The sequence below is a fragment of the Hydrogenophaga sp. BPS33 genome, assembly GCF_009859475.1.
Taxonomy (GTDB): domain Bacteria; phylum Pseudomonadota; class Gammaproteobacteria; order Burkholderiales; family Burkholderiaceae_C; genus Hydrogenophaga.
This window is the reverse complement of sequence record NZ_CP044549.1, coordinates 5,821,359-5,840,078: the sequence shown is the minus strand read 5'-3', so window position 1 is coordinate 5,840,078 and position 18,720 is coordinate 5,821,359. Positions and strand designations below refer to the sequence as shown.

Here is an 18,720-nt window from a genome sequence, read left to right as displayed (position 1 = left end):
CCGGCGGCCCGTCCGTCACTTTTCGAAAAGAACGCTTAAAACGTCCCCAGATCGAACGGCCCACCCTGCTCCAGCGCCCGCTGGTATGCGGGCCGCTCATGGATGCGGCGCAACCAGTCCGCGAGTTTGGGCCGGTTCTTCAGCAGGCCACGCGCGGCCGCCGCTTCGATGCCGAAGCTCATCTGCACGTCGGCGGCGCTGAACGAGCGCCCGGCGAACCAGGGGCCGTGCTCGGTGAGTTCGGACTCCAGGTAATCGAAGTGCCGCTTCAGGTTGGGTGTGACGAGCAAGCCCTTGATCTTCGACGAGATGCCCAAGGCAATCGGCCGCACGATCAGCGGGCTCTTGCGCTCGACCTGGTCGAACACCAGTTGCAGCAACAGCGGCGTGGCCAGCGAACCCTCCGCAAAGTGCATCCAGTAGCGATAGCGCAGGAACGACGGCGTGCCGCGCTCGGGCGCGAACTTGCCTTCGCCGTATTGCTCCACCAAGTACTCCAGGATCGCACCCGACTCGGCCAGCGTGGCCTTGCCATCTGTCACCACCGGCGACTTGCCCAAGGGGTGCACTTTCACCAGCGAAGGCGGCGCCAGCATGGTCTTGGGGTCGCGCTCGTAGCGCTCGATCTGGTACGGCACGCCCAGTTCTTCGAGCAGCCACAGCACGCGCTGCGAACGCGAGTTGTTGAGGTGGTGGACGGTCAGCATGGCATTTCTCCCGGTGGAATGAACGCTTTCAGAGGGTCTTCAAGTCGAACGCCGCTTCGGCCAACGCCACGCCATTGACACGCAGATCGACCACGTGTGTGCCCGGGTACAGCGTGCGCGTGGTCACCGGCTTGAGGCTGTGGCGCTTCTCCAGCGTGCGCGCTTCGCCGGGCGCAAGCGTGAGCTTCCAGCCCTTGAACACCTTGGGCGAAGCGCTGCCGTTGGCGCGCACGTGGTGCACGGCGTAGTCCACCACCAGCAGCTGCGGCTGGCGAGCGGTGGAGCGCAACTGCACACGCAGGCTGATCTCGCCGCCGACCGCCGCGCGCTGGGCCGACAGCGTGAGAGCGACCTCGCCTTTGAGTCCGCTGGCCAGGCCCCAGGCCGCCATCGTGGGCGCATGGCCTTGCTTGATGAGGCCGCGGCTGGCATGGCGCAGCAAGGCGCTGCGCGCCTCGGGCGCGTCGATCAGGTGTTCGCGCACCCAGCGGGCCACCAGATCGGGGTGGTCCTTCGCAATGTCGTTCAGGTGGTTGGCCACACTGCGGCGCACGTAGCTGCTGTGGTCGTCCTGCAGCGCGCGCAGCAGCGGCAAGGTGGGCTCTGGGTTGGCCACCAAGGCCTGCAACCGCAGGCCCCACGGCAGGCGCGGGCGACTGCCTTCGCTCACCAGGCGGCGCACGTGCGCGCTGGGATCGGTGAGCCATTCCTTGAGCGTGTCGAACGCCAGGTCGGGATGGCGCTGGAGGATCGGGCGGATCGCGAACTCGGCCGTGAAACGCTGCGTGATCGCGTGCAGGCAGGCGAGGCCGCGTTGTGCAGACGCCGCGTCCTGCACGCCCCGGCGCGCCACGAACTCGCCCGCGGCCCACAGGGCCCAGCCGGCCACGCCGCTGTCGGCCGCAACGCCCAGCTTCATCGGCTCGCCTTGCGCGTCGATCGCGAGCGCTGGCGCCAGGCTGGCTTCGAGCACCTCGCAGGCAGCGTTGAAATCGGGCGGCAAGGTGGCTTCCAGCGCGTCGGCCAGCTGCATGGCGCGGGCCTTGAACTCCAGCGCCTCCAGCCCGGTGACGGCTTGCGCTTCGAAGCGCCGGTGGTCGAAGCGCGGCCAGGCGCGGCGCAGATGCTGGCCCATGCGGGCCACGGTGTCGCGGTTGATGAGGTTCTTGAACGGTTCCATGGGATGTCAGCGGGGCAGGCGTTGCAACAGACCGGTCAGCGCGTGCCGCACGGTGGCCTGGCGCACGGCGGCGCGGTCGCCGTCGAAGCGCTGGTGTTCGGTGAACACACCCTCGGGTGTGGCCCAGCCGAACCACACCGTGCCCACGGGCTTCTCCGCGCTGCCACCAGTGGGGCCGGCCACGCCGGTGACCGAGACGGCGAGCTGCGCGGACGAATGCGCCAGCGCACCCGCCGCCATGGCGCGCGCCACCGGTTCGCTCACCGCGCCGTGCCGATCGATCAGCGCCATGGGCACGCCGATCAGCTCGTGCTTGGCGGCATTGGAATAGGTGACGAAGCCGCGCTCGAACCAGTCGCTGGAGCCCGACACGTCGGTGCATGCGCCCGCGATCAGGCCGCCCGTGCAGCTTTCTGCCGTGGCCATCATCAGACCGCGCGCCTTGAGTTCTTGTGCGAGTTGCGCCACCAGGGCAGGGGTGTCTTGCGGGTTCACAGGGTTCTCCACAGTGCGATGACCAGCAGCGTACAGAACGCCGCCGCGAAGTCGTCCAACAAAATGCCGAAGCCGCCGCGCGGCCCGAAGCCTTTGAAGGTCTTGTCGGCCCAGGCCATGGGTCCGATCTTCACCATGTCGAAGGCTCGAAAGATCAGGAAGGCCGCCAGCTGGCCCCAGAAGTCCGTGGGCGAGACCAGCCACAGCACGAGCCAGAACGCCACCACCTCGTCCCACACGATGTGGCCCGAATCGGCGATGCGCATGTGTTGCGCGGTGACGGTGCAGGCCCACCAGCCGAGCAGCGTGGAGACCGCGATCAACAGGGCCCATTCCAGGGGCGTGGGCGTGAGACGTTGCAGCAGCAGGAACGCCACCCAGGCCCACAAGGTGCCCGCGGTGCCCGGTGCGAGGCGGCTCAGGCCCGCGCCCGCACCCAGCGCGATGAAGTGGGCCGGATGGGCCAGCAGGAAGCGCCAGGTCGGGCGGAGCAGGGTGGGCGCATCGGTGGCGGTATCGGGCATGGGCGGATTATCTGCCGCGTGGCGCTTGTGGCTGGACAGGTGCGGCGCGATACTGCGCCCTCACCGGGCGTGTGCCTGGCGCGGGAGCAGGCGGCAGATGAACACCGGTGCGATCCTCACGGCATTGATGCTCGGCGTGGTGCTGACTGCCGTGGCATCGTGGATCGTGTCGGGTGCGTACCGCCGTCGCATGCTGGCGCTGATGCGCCGCGCGCCTTCGCCCGACGACGCGCGCGCGCCGCCGGCTGCCGCGCGTGCAGGACAGGCCGCACAGCCCTTGCCCCTGGCCCGGATCGACTTTGCCGCCAACCGGCGCGCGGGCGGGCGCTACTTCGCGCTGCTCGGTGTGCTCAGCCTGTTGATCGGCCTCACACAGGCGGTGCTCGCGCTGCTGTTCGTGTATGGCGATCCGTCCCTGCTCAGCGTGAACCGTGCGCTTACCCTGGGCGCCATCTATGCCTGGCCGATGGCGCTGACCTGGGGCTTGTTGCGGCGCTGGTCGTGGCTGCGCACGCTGGGCGCGATCGGGCTGTACCTGTTGGCCATGCTTGCGCTCGTCACCTGGCGCTCGGTGTCGCCGCAGCCGCTGGCCGACGCGCTCGGCTGGCTCGGTGGCCTGGTGTTGATCCCGGTCACGGTGACGCTGTTGATCGGCGCGAGCGGCCGCATTCGCGCGGTCGCGCCCTACCTGTTGCCGATCTTCCTGTTGCTCGCGGGTGCGTCGGTCACGGTGTTGCAGATCCTGGTCAGTGGTGTGGGCGATCCCCCGCGCTGGCTGGTCTCGCTCGTGACCACGGTGGGCGCCTACCCGGCCATTCTTCTGCTGGTGCTGGCGCCCTGGCTGCTACTGGCCTGGCCGGCCTGGTCCATCGCGCGAACGCTGGCCGCCGCCTACCGCGCCAAGCGGTTCTCCGATCTCTGGTACCTGCTCGGCGCCTATTGGCTGGTGGTGTTGGCGGCTTCGGCCCTGCCCGCCTTGCAGGGCGCGGGTTTGATCGCGCTGACACAGTTCCTGCCCTGGTTGTGGATTCCGCTGGCCGGGTGGGCCTTGCGTGGCTGGCTGCGGCCGCCGGATGCACCGCCCACGCTGCTGGTGTTGCGCGTGTTCCAGCAGGACGCCGGTGTGCAGGCCCTGTTCGACCGCGTGGTCGAGCGCTGGCGCCTGACGGGCAACACCCTGCTCATCGCCGGGACGGATCTGCTCAGCCGCACCCTCGACCCGGACGACCTGTTCACCTTTCTCGATGGCCGACTGGTGCAACGCTTCATGGCCAACGAAGAGCAGATGTGGGCGCGCCTGCGCGAGTTCGATCTGGAGCCCGACCCCGATGGCCGCTACCGCGTCAACGAGTGTTATTGCTTCGACAGCACCTGGCAGCAGGCCTTGGCCGCGCTGGTGCGCCAGTCCGATGTGGTGCTGATGGACCTGCGTGGGTTTCGCGCGCACAACCGGGGCTGCCGGCACGAGTTGAGCGTGCTCGCCGCCGCGCCACGCTTGCAGCGCGTGGTGCTGCTGTTCGACCGCAAGACTGAGCGCGCCGTGGCCGAAAGCGATATGGCGGGCGCACCGCCCGGACGATTCGTGTGGATCGACGCCACGCAGCTGAGCCAGCGCCGCGTGCGCGAGATCAGCGCGGCCTTGCTGAACGCCGATGGCTTGGCGTGAGCCCGCGCCGTGGCGGGGTCAGGCGAAATGGTCGAACCCGCGCGCGTGAAAGCGCACGGTGTTGCCTTTCGCGTCCAGCAACCGCAGGCCCGTGCCCGCCACGATGCGCCCGATGCGCGTGACCGGTGTCTGGCTGGCCGCCGATGCCGCTTCGATCGCGCTGCGCGCATCGGGTGGTGCGGTGAACAGCAGTTCGTAGTCGTCGCCGCCGGCCAGCAGGCATTCGAGCCCGTGCGCCGTCGGCAGGAACTCCAGGGCGGGCGCCAAGGGCAGGGTGGCCAGGGGAATTTCAGCGCCCACGCGACTGGCACGCAGGACGTGGCCCAGGTCGCCGGCCAGGCCGTCGCTCACGTCGATGGCCGCGCGCGCACCGGCGCCGGCCAGCAACATGCCCAGTGCGTTGCGCGGCGTCGGCCGATCCAGGCGCGCGCGCAGGTCCGCCCCTTTGGCCTCGGCGGCCCAAGCGGTGCGGCGCACATGTTCCAGCGCCAACCGCGCCTCGCCGGTGCGCCCACTCAGGTACAACTCGTCGCCCACCTGCGCGGCGTCGCGCCGCAGCGCCTGGCCGGGCCGCACTTCGCCGAACACGGTGATGCAGATGTTGAGCGGGCCGCGCGTGGTGTCGCCGCCCACCAGCGGGCAGGCGTGCGCGTCGGCCAGCGCGAACAAGCCGCGCGCGAGCGCCGCCAGCCAGTCTTCATCGGCATGGGGCAGGGCCAGCGCGAGCGTGAAGCCCAGCGGGCGCGCGCCCATGGCGGCGAGGTCGCTCAGGTTCACCGCCAGCGCCTTGTGGCCCAGCGCTTCGGGGTCCACATCGGGAAAGAAATGCCGGCCCACCACCAGCATGTCGCTGGAGACGGCCAGTTGGTGGCCGGGGCTGGGTTGCAGCAGCGCGCAGTCGTCACCGATGCCCAGCACCACCGCGTTCGAGCCCGCGCCCGCGTCGGCCGACGGCGCGCGCTGGAAGAAGCGGCGGATCAGTTCGAATTCACCCATGGGACTGCGGCGCGGCCGCGCCGGGCGCGGGGGGCTCCTCGGGGTCGACCACCGGCTTGCGCGGCGGCAGCAGGAAGCTCAGCGGCGCGGCGCGGATGCGGCGCTGGATGGCCGCGCGGATCAGTTGGCGGTTCACTTCGCTGATGTTCTGCGCGCGCAAGGCCAGGCGGAAGGCGAGGTAGAAGCTCACGCCCAGGTTCACCGGCCCGATCAGCAGCACGCCGGCCACGGCCCACCAGAGCGCGGGCTCGGCGAACACGCCCCAGCCCAGCGCCACCGCGGCGGCGGCCACCTGGCCGGCGGACAGGGTGACGTGGCGCACGTCCAGCCCGATGCCGAAGAAGGTCATGAAAGCCGGCACCAGGCCGAGCATGAAACCCAGCGAGATGTTCGCCGCCAGGCCCGAGATGTTGCGCCGCATGAACGCCGCCCAGCGCGCGGCGCGCGCGCGCCCGAGCACGGCGGTGAAGCGCGGGTTGTGCTGCATGGCCGAGTCGAGGTTGTGGAACACATACCAGTTCTCCACCCAGCCCGCGATGATGCTGGAGGCGAACAGCAGCACACCGGTGAAGGCCGCATACAGCAACAGCGGCCCCAGCAAGCTGATGCTTCTGAGCACCTCGTGGGCCTTGTGCTCGTCCACCATCGCCTGGCCGCTGGCCCACACCATCAGCAGGCTGATCAGCGCCACCACCGGCACCACCATGCCGAGGTTGCCCACGATGGAGGCGATCTGCGAGCGGAACAGGTTGGCCACTTCGTCGACGAAGCGGCGCACCGCGCCGGGTTGCTTGATGTCGCGCAGCTTGGCCACCATGGCCGGTGCCGTCACCGCGGGCTGCTTGGTGGCCAGCGTGAGGTGCAGCAGCATGATCACCACGAACGAGGTGGCGTAGTTCACCCCGTTCGCGAAACCGCCCCAGAACGCGGTGAGGCCCAGGCCCACCATCAGGAACTTGACCCACACCGTCAGCCCCACGATGGCGCCGCCCCCGGCCGCCTTGCGCAGCATGCCGCGGTATTCCGCCGCGTTGCGGGTGATGTAGTGCTCACCGCTTTCCGCGCTGCGCTCGGCCACCTTGGCGGCCGTGAGCTGTGAACTGCTGGCGACGAGCGCGCGGATGCTGCGGTTGTCGATGCCCACCTGCGCCAGATCGGCCAGCAGCGCGGCGGTGGCGCGCTCGGGCTTGTCCGACTGCAGGCAATCGAGCAACTGCTTCATGCGCACCACGCGCTCGCGCAACTGGCGCAGCCGGAACACGATGCCCACCGAGACGCCGTGCTCCTCCAGATGCGAGTACACGGTGTAGGCCGCGTGGCGGCAGGTGTCCAGGCTGGCGCGCAGCGCGTCGGCGGCAGCCAGGGCCTGCGGGCTGCGCGCGCCGTGCGCGTCCACCGCGCGGCGCAGGCCCTCGAAATCGGCGGGCAACTGGTGAAAGGAGCGGCCGGCCTTGGCCTCAGGCGACATGCGGCCCCGGATCTCGGAGGCGAAACCGGTGGCGCAGATCTGGCTCGCGCAGTAGACCAGCGCGTCCATCAACGCGTCTTCCCAGAAGTGGGCAGAGCCCGTGGAGACGACCGCTGCTTCTGCGGGGTCGAGCAGGCTGCTGCGCAGGCGCTGCAGTGTCTCGCTGTCCAGCGCCTTGAGCCAGCGCACGTCGAAGCGCGAGGACAGCAGCAGGTCGAACAGCTCGGCCATGTCGGTGGTCTCGGGCGTGCCGGGCAACACCTTCTTGCGCAGGCGGTTGCCGAACTCGCTCAGGAAGGCGGTGCGCGGCGCGAAGCCGTGGTCGGCCAGCAGCGGGGTGATGTCCACCGTGCCGATGAACGCCTGCCACCAGCGGCGCCAGCGCGCCTGCGCCTCGGGCGTGGCTTGCACCGCATCGGCAAAGGCACGCACCCGCTGCACGCTGGCCTGCACGTCTTTCTCATCGCCGCGCACCCAGCGCAGGGCGTTGATCAGCCAGAGGTGGCGCAAGGCCAGCGGCGCGTCCGGCTCCAACGTGTCGAGGGGTGTGGCGGTGGTCATGCGGACTTGGGGGGAGAGGCCGCGCGAGAACAGCCGAAACCTCAATGCAGCACCCGCGCGGGAGCCTCACCCGAACCCGGCGCCAGCAAGTGGAACTCGGGCACGGTGGCGTCGAAGCGCTCGCCGTCTTCGGCCACGCAGAAGTAGCTGCCGCGCATGCTGCCGCTGGGCGTGGTCAGGCGCGTGCCGCTGGTGTACTGGAACGATTCGCCGGGCCGCAGCAGCGGCTGGTGGCCCACCACGCCCAGGCCCTTGACCTCTTCGGTGTGGCCGTTGGCGTCGTCGATGATCCAGTGGCGCGAAATCAGCTGTGCCGTGATTTCGCCGGCATTGGTGATGGTGATCGTGTAGGCGAACGCGTACTGGTCTTCATCGGGCGAAGACTGCTCGCTCAGGTATTGCGGTTCGACCTCGCAGGTGAACAGGTATTTCGGCATGGGCGGCATGTTACCGCGCGGCCACGCCAGGGCAACGGCCCTGCGAGAATGCGGGTCTTGTCATCCGAATTCCACACCCCACGCCCGCGCGCCCTGCCATGCCCCAGTCATCTCCCACCTACCGCATCGCTCCCTCCATCCTGTCCGCCGACTTCGCCCGCCTGGGCGACGAGGTGAAGAACGTCATTGCCGCCAGCGCTGACTGGATCCACTTCGACGTGATGGACAACCACTACGTGCCCAACCTCACCTTCGGGCCCATGGTCTGCCAGGCGCTCAAGCCGCACGCCAAGAAGCCCGATGGCACGCCGGTGCCGATCGACGTGCACCTGATGATCCAGCCGGTGGACGCGCTGGCCGGGGCCTTCATCGACGCCGGTGCCGACCTGGTGAGCTTCCACCCCGACGCCAGCGCCCACGTGCACCGCAGCGTGCAGGCCATCAAGGCCAAGGGCTGCAAGGCCGGCCTGACCTTCAACCCCGGCGCGCCGCTGGACGTGCTGGACTGGCTCATCGACGACATCGACCTGATCCTCATCATGAGCGTGAACCCCGGCTTCGGCGGCCAGAGCTTCATCGACTCGGCGCTGCGCAAGATCGAAGACGCGCGCAAACGCATCGAGGCCAGCGGCAAGGACATCCGCCTGGAAGTGGACGGCGGCATCAAGGCCGACAACATCCGGCGCGTGGCGGACGCGGGGGCCGATACGTTCGTGGCGGGGAGCGCGATCTTCGGGAAGCCGGATTACAGGGCGGTGATCGATCAGATGCGGGTGGCGTTGGGGTAATCGCGTAGACACGTCCGTGTGAACCGACGGACGTCCGTTCAGTAAGCCGTTTCGCGCGCCTCCACCACCAGCGACAGCACCCGCGAGCCCTTGCAGCTCGCCTTCGCGCGCACGCGGCAATCGGCATCCGCCTCGACCGTGAGGCGGCAGTGGTATTCCAGGCCGTCGGTCTCGCCAGGGTTCTGGCTGGGAATGCGGCGTGCCCACAGACGCCGGCCGTCCACCTCCACGGCCAATTCGTGCGAGCTCTCGGGCGCATCTGCCGGCACTTGCACGCGCAGGGTTGCATCCAGGTCGAAGGTGCGCTGGCGGCCCAGTGCGGCGGGAATCACCAGCGAGGCGACGGAGTCGGAGCCGGCGTCATACTTCCAATATTCCAGGGTCATGCGGAAAGTCTAAGCCCGCTGCGTCCCTCGCTTCGTCCCTCGCCCAGTCCATTTCCCGCGTGCGTGAAAACCTTCCGACTCCAGATCGAAGGCCAGTCGAGTGACATCGAGGCCGACAGCGACGCCAGCCTGTTCGCTGCGATGACGCGCGCGGGCATTGCATGGCCGGTGTCCTGCCGCAACGGAACATGCCGCACCTGCATGGTTCGGTTGCTGGAGGGCGAGGTGCGCTACGAAATCCCCTGGCCTGGGCTGAGCGCGGAGGAGAAGAAGGAGGGCTATTGCCTGCCCTGCGTGGCGCGGGCCACGGCGGATGTGGTCCTCAGCCGGGCTTGATTGAAACCGAGCCATGAAGGATGCTCGTCCAGGCGAGTCATGTCGATTTGGCTGGCGGTCGTTCGTCGAGTGTTTACGAGGTGCTCATGGTGGGCGCTTCGCATGGTTCAACCCAACAGGAGTCTGAATATGTCTTACATCGATGGTTTCGTGATCGCGGTCCCCACCGCCAACAAGCAGAAGTTCCTTGAACACGCCCGCCAGTTCGACCCGATGTTCATCGAGCTGGGCGCGATCCGTGTGATCGAGGGCTGGGGCGACGACGTGCCCGACGGTAAGGTCACCGATTTCCGCCGCGCCGTGCAGGCGAAGGCCGAGGAGACGGTGGCCTTTTCGTGGGTCGAATGGCCCGACAAAGCGACGCGCGACGCGGCCATGAAGAAGATGATGGAAGACCCGCGCATGGATCCGTCCAACCCCGACAACCCGCCGATGCCGTTCGATGGGAAACGGATGATTTTTGGTGGGTTTGAGCAGGTGGTGGAAGTGAAGGGGTGATGCGGGAATCGGGTGGTGTTTGGACGCCTCGCTGCGTTCGCCGCAAGCGTCATCTGCACCACCCAATGCCTCTCCCTGTCGAGCAAGGTGCGCGATCGGCTCGCCGAGCTGATGGAGATGTTGCTATATATTGACCCACGACCAACACCAGCCAAGAGGACCGCATGCCGATCAAATCCCTTCTGAAATCCACCGTGGTGGCCTTTGCCGTCGTAGCCAGTGGCTCGCTGTTCGCCCAGGGCACCCCTATCAACGCCGCCGCGTTCGACGCGCTGGTGGCCCAAGGCCCGGTGGCCGATGCGGCCACCATCGCATCCAGCACCTGGGCCACCAAGATCAAGCAGGCCGGCACGCTGCGCCTGGGCGGCACGCAAACGTCCAACCTGTTCTCGCTGCTCAACGAGAAAGACGGCAAGGCGCGTGGCTTCGACGCCGGTCTGGCCCAGCTGCTCACGCGCTACATCCTGGGCGATGCGTCCAAGGTGCAGTTCACGCAGGTGAACTCGTCCACGCGCGAGCAGGTGCTCATCAATGGCCAGGTGGACATGGTGCTGGCCACGTACTCCATCACCCCCGCCCGCGCCGAGAAGATCTCGTTCGCCGGCCCCTACTACACCTCGCAGGCCGGTGTGCTGGTGAAGTCGAACAACAACGCCATCCAATCGCACAACGATCTGGCCGGCAAGAAGGTGGCCACGCAGGCGGGCTCCACCGGGCCGGCCATCCTGGCGCAGTTCGCGCCCAAGGCAGTCGTGCAGGAATTCCAGACGCACCAGGAAGCCCTGGACGGACTGCGCCAAGGCCGCGTGGACGCCTATGTGACCGACCACACCTTGCTGCTCAACGCCTTGAGCCTGGGCACGGGTGACTCGAAACTGGCGGGCGCGCCCTTCGGTGCGCAAGATCCCTACGGCATCGGCCTGCCCAAGGGTTCCGACGGCGTGGCCTTCGTCAATGCCTTCCTGAAGAAGGTGCAGGCCGACGGCACCTGGGCCAAGCTGTGGACCATCTCCATCGGCCAGCGCACCGGCAGCACCGCCGTTCCCACCCCGCCCGCGATTCCCTAAGGCCTTCCCGGACCGATGGGCGAGGTTTCCCGGCTTCTGACCGACCATGGGCCTGCCTTCGGACAGGCCCTTTTGTTGACGTGGAAGCTCACGGTGCTGTCGTTCGTGCCCGGCTTCCTGCTGGGCATGGGGGTCACGGTGCTTCGGCTGTTGCCGTTGCCGCCGCTGCGTTTCGTGCTGACGGTCTATGTGGAGATCTTCCGCAACATTCCGAGCGTGGCATTGTTGATCTTCATCGTGTTCGCGCTGCCCGACCTCAACGTGCTGATCGACTATGAGCCTGCCGTGGTGCTCACCCTGGCGCTGGTCTGCTCCGCGTTCACGGCGGACTACCTGCGCACGGGCATCAACACCATTCCCGGCGGGCAGGCGGAGGCCGCGCTCAGCCTGGGTATGCGGCCGCTGCGCATCATCACCGCCGTGGTGTTGCCGCAGGCGCTGCGCACCGTGGTGCAGCCCATGACCTCGCTGCTGATCGCCTTGATGCTGTCGACCTCGCTGGCGTCGCAGGTGCCGTTTCCCGGGCGCGAGCTCACTGCGCTGGTGTCCAAGATCGCCACCGATTCCGCCGCCGGCATCCCCGCGTTCGCGGTGGCCGCCGCGATGTACGTGGCCACGGGCCTGCTCATCGCCTGGGCCGGTGCCACGCTGGAGAAGAAGGTGCGGATACTGCGATGAGCCGTTCGGTGGACGACATTCTTTTCGGCGCACCCAGCCCCCAGGCCCAGAGGCTGATACGGGTGGTGAGCGTGGTCGCGGCGGTGGTGCTGCTCCTGCTGGCGGCGGGCATCGTGATGCGTTTCCATTCGGCGGGGCAGCTCGAAGCGCGGCACTGGGAATTCTTCACCTGGCCGTCGACCTGGACCTTTCTGGCCAAAGGCCTGCTGGGCACGTTGGCATCGGCGGCCATGGCCGCCGTGATCGCGCTGACGCTGGGGCTGGTGTTGTTGGTGGGGCGTCTGTCGCCGCTGCGGCTGGTGCGCTGGCCGAGCATTGCGGTCATCGAGTTCCTGCGCGGCACGCCGACGCTGCTGCTGATCTACGTGTGTTTTCTGGTGCTGCCGTCGGTGGGGATCAAGCTGAGCACGTATTGGATGTTGACCTTGCCCGTGGGCCTGAGCACCGCGGCGGTGGTGGCCGAGGTGTACCGCGCGGGCGTGCTCGCCGTTCCCCGTGGCCAGACCCTGGCCGCGCGAAGCCTGGGGCTGACCGAGGCGCAGGTGTTTTTCTCGGTGGTCTTTCCCCAGGCGCTGCGCTACATCGTTCCGGCGCTGGTGGCACAACTGGTCATCGTGGTGAAGGACACCACCTTCGGCTATGTCGTCACCTACGGCGAACTCATGCAGAACGCCAAGGTGCTCATCGCCAACTACAACTCGCTGGTGCCGGTGTACCTGGTGGTGGCAGCGCTGTACTGTCTTGTGAACTACGCGATATCAGGGGCGAGCAAGCGGCTGGGCCGGCCGATGCATTGACACGCCGTCGCCGGGTGGCTCCTCAGCGCGACGGAAACCCCAAGGCCTGCAGCGCGCTGGCGAGCCGTTCGCGGCCACGCATGGCCTCGGGGCCGCGCACGCGGTGCAGCGAATGTTCGGCCCAGTTGCCGTTGGTCTTCATCTGCTGCGCCTGGTAGAAGGCGTTGGCGATCTGCAGGTAGTCGTCGACCGGGCCGAGGTGGGCCGAGGTGTCGTAGCGCTCGTGGTGCAGCACGGCCGTGCCCGGCAGGCGCGGCTTGATGGACGTGGGCCGCGCGTGATCAGGGTAGCCCACGCACATGCCGAACACGGCGGCGGTGCGCGGCGGCAGTCCGAGTTCGGCGGCCACGGCTTCCGGGCGGTCGCGCATGCCACCGATGTAGACGATGCCCAGGCCCTGCGCTTCGGCGGCCACGGCGGCGTTCTGCGCCGCCAGGGTGGCATCGATCACGCCCACCATCAGCATTTCCAGGTAGTCCAGCGCCTCGCGGCGCAGCCCGAAGCGCTCGCCGGTGGTCTCCAGCCGCGCCAGGTCGACGAGCCACACCAGGTACAGCGGACACTCCTTGATGTGGCGCTGGTCACCGGCCAACGCGGACAGCCGCTGCTTGCGCTCGGCATCGCGCACAGCCACCACGCTCCAGCACTGCAGGTTGGACGAGGTGGAGGCCGATTGCGCGGCGGCCAGCATGAGCTGCAGCACGTCGTCCGACACGGGCGCTGGCGTATAGCTGCGCACCGAGCGGTGCTGCAGCAGCGCGTGGATCACGGGGTTGTCGGCAGCGGTCTGCGGTGTGGGCGCGGCGGCGCCGTAGCGCGCGTGCAGCAGGGCCTGGAGGTCGGCGGTGGTCATTGCCATGCTCAACGCGCCGCCATGCCGGACGGCTTGATCAGCCGCTTCCAACGCACCACTTCGTCGCGAATGAGTTTCTCGAACTCCTGTGGCGTGGACACGCGCACGTCGCCGTCGATGATGGCCATGCGCTTGGCCACCTCGGGGTCGGCCAGGCTCACCTTGAGGGCGGCGTTGATCTTGTCGACCACGTCCTTGGGCGTGCCCGCTGGCGCCAGCAGGCCCCACCACACCACCGCGTTGAAGCCCGGCAGGCCTTGCTCGGCGATCGTCTTGGCGTCGGGCGCGGACTGCATGCGTTGCAGGCCGGAGGTGGCCAGCACCTTCACGCGCTTGCTGTCCAGGTGGGGCTTGACTTGCGACATGCCGGTGAAGGTCATGTCGACGTGGCCGGCGGCCACGTCGTTCATGGCCGGGCCGGCACCACGGTAGGGGATGGTCATCAGGTCGATGTCGGCCGCTTCCTTCAGCAAAGCGGTGGCCAGGTGCGCGCCCGAGCCGTCGCCCGATGTCGACACCGTGAGCTTGCCCGGGTTCTTCTTGGCGTAGGCGATGAGTTCTGGAATGGTGTTGATCTCCAGGTTCGTGCGCGCCGCCAGCACGAACGGGTAGGTAATGACCAGGCCCACCGGCGTGAAGTCTTCCGGCGTGCGGTAGCTCAGGTTGGGCACCAGCGAAGGGTTGGTGGACAGCGCGGTGCTGGCGAACAGCAGGGTGTATCCATCGGGTGCGGAGCGCGCCACGTGTTCGGTGCCGGTGATGGTGTTGCCGCCGCCCCGGTTCTCGACCACCACCGACTGCTTGATGGCGGCGGCGAAGCGGTCGGACATGGTGCGCACGATGAAGTCGCCGCTGCCGCCCGGGGCGAAGGGCACGACGATGCGGATGGGCTTGTTCGGGTAGCCCGGGTCGGCAGCGAACGTGCCGAGCGAGGCCAGCGCCAGGGCGGCGAACAGCAGGGGGCGGATGCGGGGTGTCATGTGTTGTCTCCTTGGTTTGATGATGTCAATGAGGGTCGATGAGGATCAATGGGCGCCGGGGGCGGTGCGGAAATGCGCGGTGGCCATGTCTTCCACCATGGTCTTCATCTCGCGCGCCAGGGGGTTGCGCAGTTCTTCCAGCACGTGGGCGACCAGGCCGATGGCGCGCGCCATCACACCGATGCCGCGCACGATCTCCCAGGGCAGGCGCAATTCGCTGGCGATGGCCGCGATGGCGCCGGTGGCGTTGACCGGCAGGTTCTTGCCCAGGCGGCGGCCGGCCTCGGCGGCCACGGCGTTCATCAGCGCCACATAAGGGCCGGAGAAGCCGTTGTCGGCCGCGACCTGGAACAGGGCGGGCGCGCGCGGGTCGACCGGCTTGTGCATGTGGTGGCCGATACCTGGAATGCTGCGGCCGGCGGCCACTTCCCGGTCCACCAGCGCCACGGCCAGGGCCTGGATGTCGGCCGAGGGGTCGGGCTGCGGCATCGCCTTTTGCAGCAGGCGCGCCGCGTCTTCCATGCTGCCCACGAACACGCTGCCCAGGCCGCACAGGCCCGCGCCCACAGCGGCCTGCATGGCTTCGGGCGCGCCGGCAATGGTGAGGCGGGTGACCAGGGCGCTGGGCGTGAGGCCGTGCTCGACCAGGCACACCGCGATGGCGTTGAACACCACGGACTCGCGCGGCGAGGGGAGGCGGTCGGTCATTTCCAGGAAGGCCATGTCGCCCAGCGACACCTTGCCCAGGATGTCCTTGCAGACGTCGAGCCCTTTGACGGTGATGGTGTCGGTGGTGCTCCACGCGATATCGGTGCGCATCGGCTTGCGTTTGGCCATGGGTAGAGGTCTCGGTTCGGGGGATGGAAAAGGTTCAGCGGCCGGCGGCCAGGTCGGTCGCGCCGGCGAGCAGCGCCGCGTCTTGCCGCATCTGGGCCTTGGCGATCTTGTGCGTGGGGGTGTGGGGCAGGGTTTCGACGAAGGCCACGTAGCGCGGCACCTTGTGCGGCGCGAGGCGCTCGCGGCACCAGTCGGCAACGGCGCGCGCGTCCAGTTGTTCACCGGGCTTGAGCACCACGGCGGCGAGGATCTCGTCTTCGCCCAGCTCCGAGGGCACGGCGATGGCGGCGGTCTCGTACACGGCGGGGTGCGCGCCGATGGTCATGTCCAGCTCGGCTCCGGCGATGTTCTCGCCGCGGCGGCGGATGATGTCTTTCTTGCGCGAGGCGTAGAAGAACCAGCCGTCGGCGTCGCGCCGCACCATGTCGCCGGTCTTGAGCCAGCCGCCGTGGAAGGCGGCGGCGGTCTGCTCGGGGTCGCGGAAATAGCCCAGCATGGCCACGGGCGTGCGCACCCACAGCTCGCCCACCTCGTCGGGCCCGAGGTCGCGGCCTTCGTCGTCGACGATGCGGCATTCGGCCCAGGCTTGCTGCGGGTCGGGGTGCTGGGCGAGCACGCCCATGCTGGCGGGCTTGGCGGGTTCGCCGTAGGGGTTGCAGGTGACGCCGGGGATTTCGGTCATGCCGAAGCCGGTGAGCAGGTGCGGCACGCCGAAGTCTTCGCGGAACGCGGCCTGGGCGTTCTGCCGCACGCCGTAGACCACGCGCAGGCGGTGGTCGGGCCGGTACTCGGCGCGGTCGCGCGACTTGAGGATGGTCCCCATGGCTTCGATGATGTTCACCGCCGTGGTGCCGGTGTCGGCCACCGTGTGCCAGAAGCGCGAGGCGGAGAACTTTTCCACCACCACCAGCGCGCAGCCGCTGGCCAGCATGCCGCCCAACGAATAAAAGAGGGCGTTGATGTGGAAGAAGGGCAGCACGATGAGCAAGCGGTCCTCGGGCTGCAGGCGCATGCGCGCCATGTTGGCCTCGCCCACCAGCAGCAGGTTGCGCTGGCTGTGCATCACGCCCTTGGGAAAACCGGTGGTGCCGGAGGTGAAGATCATCACGCAGGGCGCGTCGGCCGTGGGTGGTGCGGGCAGCGTGGTGCCGACGGCGCCCACCATCAGTGCCGACAGATCGGGCAGGTTGCCCTGGGGCGTGGGCTCGACCAGCGCCAGCCAAGGTTGGCGGGCGTGGCCTTCGAGCGCCTGCCGCAGCGTGCCGAGCAGCGCCGCTTCGGTCACCACGGCGGACACGTCGGCATGGGTCAGCGCGTAGCGCAGTTCGCGCACGCCGAGTTCGGGGTTGAGCGGCACCATCACGGCACCCAGCCGGGCCAGCGCGAACAGCAGCAGCACGTGGCCGCTGCCGTTGCGCGCGACGATGGCCACCCGCTCGCCATGGCCGATGCCACGCCCCTGCAGCGCCGCGGCCAATGCGTCGGCTTGTGTGGCGAAGGCTTTCCAGCTCAGGACGTGTTCGCCTTCCAGCAGCATGGGCTGGTGCGCGCGCACCGCGCAACGGCTGCGCAGCAGGCCGTCCAGCGTGTGGTCGTGGGCGGGATATCCGCGCAGCACATCGAGCGGCAGGCGCTCTTCTCGGTCAACGGCACTCATCGCTCTCTTTGGTTGTTCTAAATTGACGATGGCACTTTAAGGGTGTGAAAGGACTGATGGGTTTCGAATGTCTGAATGATCTATAAGATTTGCTGAATCATGAGAAACATCGACAACGACCTGCTGCGCACCTTCGTCACCGTCGTGGAGCGCCATTCCATGCAAGCTGCGGCGGCGGAAGTGCGGCGCAGCCAGGCGGCGGTGACGCAGCAGATGCAGCGGCTGGCCGAGCAGGTGGGGCGCCCGCTGTTCGTGCGTGTGGGGCGGGGCGTGCAGCTCACACCCGAGGGCCAGAAGCTGCTGGTGTATGCGCGCCGCATGCTCACCCTGCACGACGAAATGCTCTCCGCGCTGTCGGGCCTGAGCCCGGCCGGGCAGATCCGCCTGGGTGCGCCGCACGACGTGACCGAATCCATCCTGCCCGACTTGCTGTCGCAACTGGCGCAGCGTTATCCGCACCTGCAGATCGCGATCCACACCGGGCGCAGCCCCGATCTGCTGAAAGACCTGCGCAACGGGGAGCTCGATCTGACCATTGCGATCGCTCTGGACGAGCCGGACCTGCGCTCGATCGTGCTGCGCACCTCGCCCATCGTGTGGCTGGCCGCCTCGACCTTTCGGCACGAACCGCGCGAGCCGCTGCCGCTGATCGTCGCCGAGGACTGGACCTATTTCCGCCGCGTGGCGATCCAGGCCCTGGACCGCGCCGACATTCCCTGGCGCATCCACTACACCGCGCCCAACGTGGTAGGCATCCGGGCCGCGGTGCGGGCAGGCCTGGGCGTGATGGCGCGCTCCATCGAAATGCTGGGCCCCGACCTGCGGGTGCTGGGCAATGCCGAGCGCCTGCCGCAGCTGCCCGACGTGGGCTTTCGGCTGTACCTCGGCCCGCGCAACCTCAGCCCCTTGGCGCGGCAGATCTTCGAATCGGTCGAACGGCGCGCCGGCTAAGATCCTGCAGCCCTCCGACTTGCGAACGCCATGCCTCTGCACCACCAGACCCTCCAGGCCGCCATCATCGATCTCGACGGCACCATGGTGGACACCCTCGGCGACTTCGACGTCGCGGTGAACGCCACCCTGAAAGACCTGGGGCGCCCGGGCGTTACGCGGACCCACCTGGAACACATGGTGGGCAAGGGGTCTGCGCATCTGCTGCGCTCGGCGCTGTTGCACGGCGGCTTGAGCGCCGATGCCGCTGCCGCCCTGCAAGCCGATGCCTGGACCCGCTACCAGGCGCATTACCTCGCCATCAACGGCCAGCACAGCGCGGTCTACCCCGGTGTGGTCGAAGGTCTCACGGCGCTGCGCGCGCGCGGTCTGCCGCTGGCCTGCCTGACCAACAAGCCGCTGAGCTTTGCGCGCCCGTTGCTGCAGGCCAAGGGCCTGAGTGGGTTTTTCAGCCACGTGTTCGGCGGCGACAGCTTCGAGCGCACCAAGCCCGACCCTCTGCCCCTCATCAAGACCTGCGAAGCCCTCGGCACCGCGCCGGCCCGAACGCTGATGGTGGGCGATTCGCAGAACGACGGCCTGGCCGCCCGCGCCGCAGGCTGCCCGGTGGTGCTCGTGACCTATGGCTACAACCATGGCGAGCCGATCGAACAGGCCCCGCACGACCGGTTGATCACCTCTCTGGCCGACCTGGCCCAATGGGCCTGAAGCGCTTTGCTACACTGCGCCTTCCATGTTCCACCCACGCACACCTTTCACAGGACGTCTGCCGAGCCGCAATGGCCGGGGAGCCTGGCCCTGGCGTAAGCCAGCGTAAACGTGCACCTTCCCCGGGGTTTGCACAGTCCGCGCGCGTTG

21 protein-coding genes are annotated in these 18,720 nt (G+C 68.3%); 9 read left to right on the top strand and 12 right to left on the bottom strand.

What is annotated here, in order from left to right; genetic code table 11:
* Positions 1-35: 35 nt before the first annotated feature.
* The 4 genes from F9K07_RS27065 to F9K07_RS31985 are packed head-to-tail and all read right to left on the bottom strand — an operon-like array spanning position 36 to position 2,906.
* Positions 36-707 carry a glutathione S-transferase family protein gene (locus F9K07_RS27065; RefSeq protein ID WP_159596338.1) on the bottom strand — a complete coding sequence of 224 codons (672 nt, stop codon included), beginning with the start codon at positions 705-707 and terminating at the stop codon, positions 36-38.
* 28 nt (positions 708-735) lie between these two features.
* Entirely contained in the window at positions 736-1,887 is a 1,152-nt protein-coding gene (locus F9K07_RS27060) for a DNA alkylation repair protein (RefSeq protein WP_159596337.1), read from the bottom strand.
* A 6-nt stretch (positions 1,888-1,893) separates the two neighbouring features.
* Positions 1,894-2,382 (bottom strand): CinA family protein, encoded by a 489-nt coding sequence (locus tag F9K07_RS31990; protein ID WP_442907356.1) that lies wholly within the window; start codon positions 2,380-2,382, stop codon positions 1,894-1,896.
* Complete coding sequence (locus F9K07_RS31985) at positions 2,379-2,906, bottom strand: phosphatidylglycerophosphatase A family protein (RefSeq protein WP_236581590.1); 528 nt, start codon at positions 2,904-2,906, stop codon at positions 2,379-2,381. The genes F9K07_RS31990 and F9K07_RS31985 overlap by 4 nt, the downstream gene beginning before the upstream one ends.
* 97 nt (positions 2,907-3,003) lie before the next feature.
* Between F9K07_RS31985 and F9K07_RS27050 the strand changes: the two genes are divergently transcribed.
* Complete coding sequence (locus F9K07_RS27050; protein ID WP_159596335.1) at positions 3,004-4,572, top strand: hypothetical protein; 1,569 nt, start codon at positions 3,004-3,006, stop codon at positions 4,570-4,572.
* An 18-nt stretch (positions 4,573-4,590) separates the two neighbouring features.
* Here the strand turns inward: F9K07_RS27050 and thiL are convergent, their stop codons facing one another.
* The 3 genes from thiL to apaG are packed head-to-tail and all read right to left on the bottom strand — an operon-like array spanning position 4,591 to position 8,034.
* Positions 4,591-5,568 carry a thiamine-phosphate kinase gene (gene thiL / locus F9K07_RS27045; RefSeq protein WP_159596334.1) on the bottom strand — a complete coding sequence of 326 codons (978 nt, stop codon included), beginning with the start codon at positions 5,566-5,568 and terminating at the stop codon, positions 4,591-4,593.
* Positions 5,561-7,597, bottom strand: a complete 2,037-nt coding sequence (locus F9K07_RS27040) for a site-specific recombinase (protein WP_159596333.1) — start codon at positions 7,595-7,597, stop codon at positions 5,561-5,563. The genes thiL and F9K07_RS27040 overlap by 8 nt, the downstream gene beginning before the upstream one ends.
* Positions 7,598-7,638: 41 nt before the next feature.
* Entirely contained in the window at positions 7,639-8,034 is a 396-nt protein-coding gene (gene apaG / locus F9K07_RS27035) for a Co2+/Mg2+ efflux protein ApaG (RefSeq protein WP_159596332.1), read from the bottom strand.
* A gap of 98 nt (positions 8,035-8,132) precedes the next feature.
* Between apaG and rpe the strand changes: the two genes are divergently transcribed.
* Entirely contained in the window at positions 8,133-8,822 is a 690-nt protein-coding gene (gene rpe, locus F9K07_RS27030) for a ribulose-phosphate 3-epimerase (protein WP_159596331.1), read from the top strand.
* A 38-nt stretch (positions 8,823-8,860) separates the two neighbouring features.
* Here rpe and F9K07_RS27025 read toward each other — a convergent pair whose 3' ends face one another.
* A complete protein-coding gene (locus tag F9K07_RS27025) occupies positions 8,861-9,208 on the bottom strand; it encodes a hypothetical protein (protein WP_159596330.1) in 348 nt (115 codons plus the stop codon).
* A gap of 63 nt (positions 9,209-9,271) precedes the next feature.
* Here F9K07_RS27025 and F9K07_RS27020 point away from each other — a divergent pair, with 63 nt between their 5' ends.
* The 5 genes from F9K07_RS27020 to F9K07_RS27000 all read left to right on the top strand — a co-directional run bounded on the left by F9K07_RS27020 (position 9,272) and on the right by F9K07_RS27000 (position 12,584).
* A complete protein-coding gene (locus tag F9K07_RS27020) occupies positions 9,272-9,544 on the top strand; it encodes a 2Fe-2S iron-sulfur cluster-binding protein (protein ID WP_159596329.1) in 273 nt (90 codons plus the stop codon).
* A 129-nt stretch (positions 9,545-9,673) separates the two neighbouring features.
* Positions 9,674-10,042, top strand: coding sequence for a DUF1428 domain-containing protein (locus tag F9K07_RS27015; RefSeq protein WP_159596328.1), 369 nt, complete (start codon positions 9,674-9,676; stop codon positions 10,040-10,042).
* 164 nt (positions 10,043-10,206) lie between these two features.
* Complete coding sequence (locus F9K07_RS27010) at positions 10,207-11,109, top strand: glutamate ABC transporter substrate-binding protein (RefSeq protein WP_159596327.1); 903 nt, start codon at positions 10,207-10,209, stop codon at positions 11,107-11,109.
* Positions 11,110-11,124: 15 nt separating this feature from the next.
* Entirely contained in the window at positions 11,125-11,787 is a 663-nt protein-coding gene (locus F9K07_RS27005) for an amino acid ABC transporter permease (protein ID WP_159596326.1), read from the top strand.
* Positions 11,784-12,584, top strand: a complete 801-nt coding sequence (locus F9K07_RS27000) for an amino acid ABC transporter permease (protein WP_159596325.1) — start codon at positions 11,784-11,786, stop codon at positions 12,582-12,584. Before F9K07_RS27005 ends, F9K07_RS27000 begins: the two co-directional genes overlap by 4 nt.
* A 22-nt stretch (positions 12,585-12,606) precedes the next feature.
* Here the strand turns inward: F9K07_RS27000 and F9K07_RS26995 are convergent, their stop codons facing one another.
* The 4 genes from F9K07_RS26995 to F9K07_RS26980 are packed head-to-tail and all read right to left on the bottom strand — an operon-like array spanning position 12,607 to position 16,911.
* Positions 12,607-13,443, bottom strand: coding sequence for a nitroreductase family protein (locus F9K07_RS26995; RefSeq protein WP_159596324.1), 837 nt, complete (start codon positions 13,441-13,443; stop codon positions 12,607-12,609).
* A 2-nt stretch (positions 13,444-13,445) separates the two neighbouring features.
* Positions 13,446-14,417 carry a tripartite tricarboxylate transporter substrate binding protein gene (locus F9K07_RS26990; protein ID WP_159596323.1) on the bottom strand — a complete coding sequence of 324 codons (972 nt, stop codon included), beginning with the start codon at positions 14,415-14,417 and terminating at the stop codon, positions 13,446-13,448.
* Positions 14,418-14,462: 45 nt separating this feature from the next.
* Complete coding sequence (locus F9K07_RS26985) at positions 14,463-15,254, bottom strand: citryl-CoA lyase (RefSeq protein WP_159596322.1); 792 nt, start codon at positions 15,252-15,254, stop codon at positions 14,463-14,465.
* Between the two features lie 34 nt (positions 15,255-15,288).
* On the bottom strand, positions 15,289-16,911 hold the full coding sequence (locus F9K07_RS26980) for an AMP-binding protein (protein ID WP_159596321.1): 1,623 nt from the start codon (positions 16,909-16,911) through the stop codon (positions 15,289-15,291).
* 99 nt (positions 16,912-17,010) lie between these two features.
* On the opposite strand from F9K07_RS26980, the gene F9K07_RS26975 reads away from it, so the two are divergent.
* On the top strand, positions 17,011-17,862 hold the full coding sequence (locus F9K07_RS26975) for a LysR substrate-binding domain-containing protein (RefSeq protein WP_159596320.1): 852 nt from the start codon (positions 17,011-17,013) through the stop codon (positions 17,860-17,862).
* Positions 17,863-17,892: 30 nt separating this feature from the next.
* Positions 17,893-18,570 carry a phosphoglycolate phosphatase gene (gene gph / locus F9K07_RS26970; RefSeq protein WP_159596319.1) on the top strand — a complete coding sequence of 226 codons (678 nt, stop codon included), beginning with the start codon at positions 17,893-17,895 and terminating at the stop codon, positions 18,568-18,570.
* Positions 18,571-18,720: the final 150 nt, after the last annotated feature.

Coding starts and splice junctions, on each gene's coding strand:
- gph (WP_159596319.1), top strand. CDS start 17,893: ATGCCTCTGCACCACCAGACCCTCCAGGCCGCCATCATCGATCTCGAC.
- F9K07_RS26980 (WP_159596321.1), bottom strand. CDS start 16,911: ATGAGTGCCGTTGACCGAGAAGAGCGCCTGCCGCTCGATGTGCTGCGC.
- thiL (WP_159596334.1), bottom strand. CDS start 5,568: ATGGGTGAATTCGAACTGATCCGCCGCTTCTTCCAGCGCGCGCCGTCG.
- F9K07_RS27015 (WP_159596328.1), top strand. CDS start 9,674: ATGTCTTACATCGATGGTTTCGTGATCGCGGTCCCCACCGCCAACAAG.
- F9K07_RS27005 (WP_159596326.1), top strand. CDS start 11,125: ATGGGCGAGGTTTCCCGGCTTCTGACCGACCATGGGCCTGCCTTCGGA.
- F9K07_RS27065 (WP_159596338.1), bottom strand. CDS start 707: ATGCTGACCGTCCACCACCTCAACAACTCGCGTTCGCAGCGCGTGCTG.
- F9K07_RS27000 (WP_159596325.1), top strand. CDS start 11,784: ATGAGCCGTTCGGTGGACGACATTCTTTTCGGCGCACCCAGCCCCCAG.
- F9K07_RS26985 (WP_159596322.1), bottom strand. CDS start 15,254: ATGGCCAAACGCAAGCCGATGCGCACCGATATCGCGTGGAGCACCACC.
- F9K07_RS26975 (WP_159596320.1), top strand. CDS start 17,011: ATGAGAAACATCGACAACGACCTGCTGCGCACCTTCGTCACCGTCGTG.
- rpe (WP_159596331.1), top strand. CDS start 8,133: ATGCCCCAGTCATCTCCCACCTACCGCATCGCTCCCTCCATCCTGTCC.
- F9K07_RS27040 (WP_159596333.1), bottom strand. CDS start 7,597: ATGACCACCGCCACACCCCTCGACACGTTGGAGCCGGACGCGCCGCTG.
- F9K07_RS27060 (WP_159596337.1), bottom strand. CDS start 1,887: ATGGAACCGTTCAAGAACCTCATCAACCGCGACACCGTGGCCCGCATG.
- apaG (WP_159596332.1), bottom strand. CDS start 8,034: ATGCCGAAATACCTGTTCACCTGCGAGGTCGAACCGCAATACCTGAGC.
- F9K07_RS27025 (WP_159596330.1), bottom strand. CDS start 9,208: ATGACCCTGGAATATTGGAAGTATGACGCCGGCTCCGACTCCGTCGCC.
- F9K07_RS26990 (WP_159596323.1), bottom strand. CDS start 14,417: ATGACACCCCGCATCCGCCCCCTGCTGTTCGCCGCCCTGGCGCTGGCC.
- F9K07_RS27050 (WP_159596335.1), top strand. CDS start 3,004: ATGAACACCGGTGCGATCCTCACGGCATTGATGCTCGGCGTGGTGCTG.
- F9K07_RS31985 (WP_236581590.1), bottom strand. CDS start 2,906: ATGCCCGATACCGCCACCGATGCGCCCACCCTGCTCCGCCCGACCTGG.
- F9K07_RS27010 (WP_159596327.1), top strand. CDS start 10,207: ATGCCGATCAAATCCCTTCTGAAATCCACCGTGGTGGCCTTTGCCGTC.
- F9K07_RS26995 (WP_159596324.1), bottom strand. CDS start 13,443: ATGGCAATGACCACCGCCGACCTCCAGGCCCTGCTGCACGCGCGCTAC.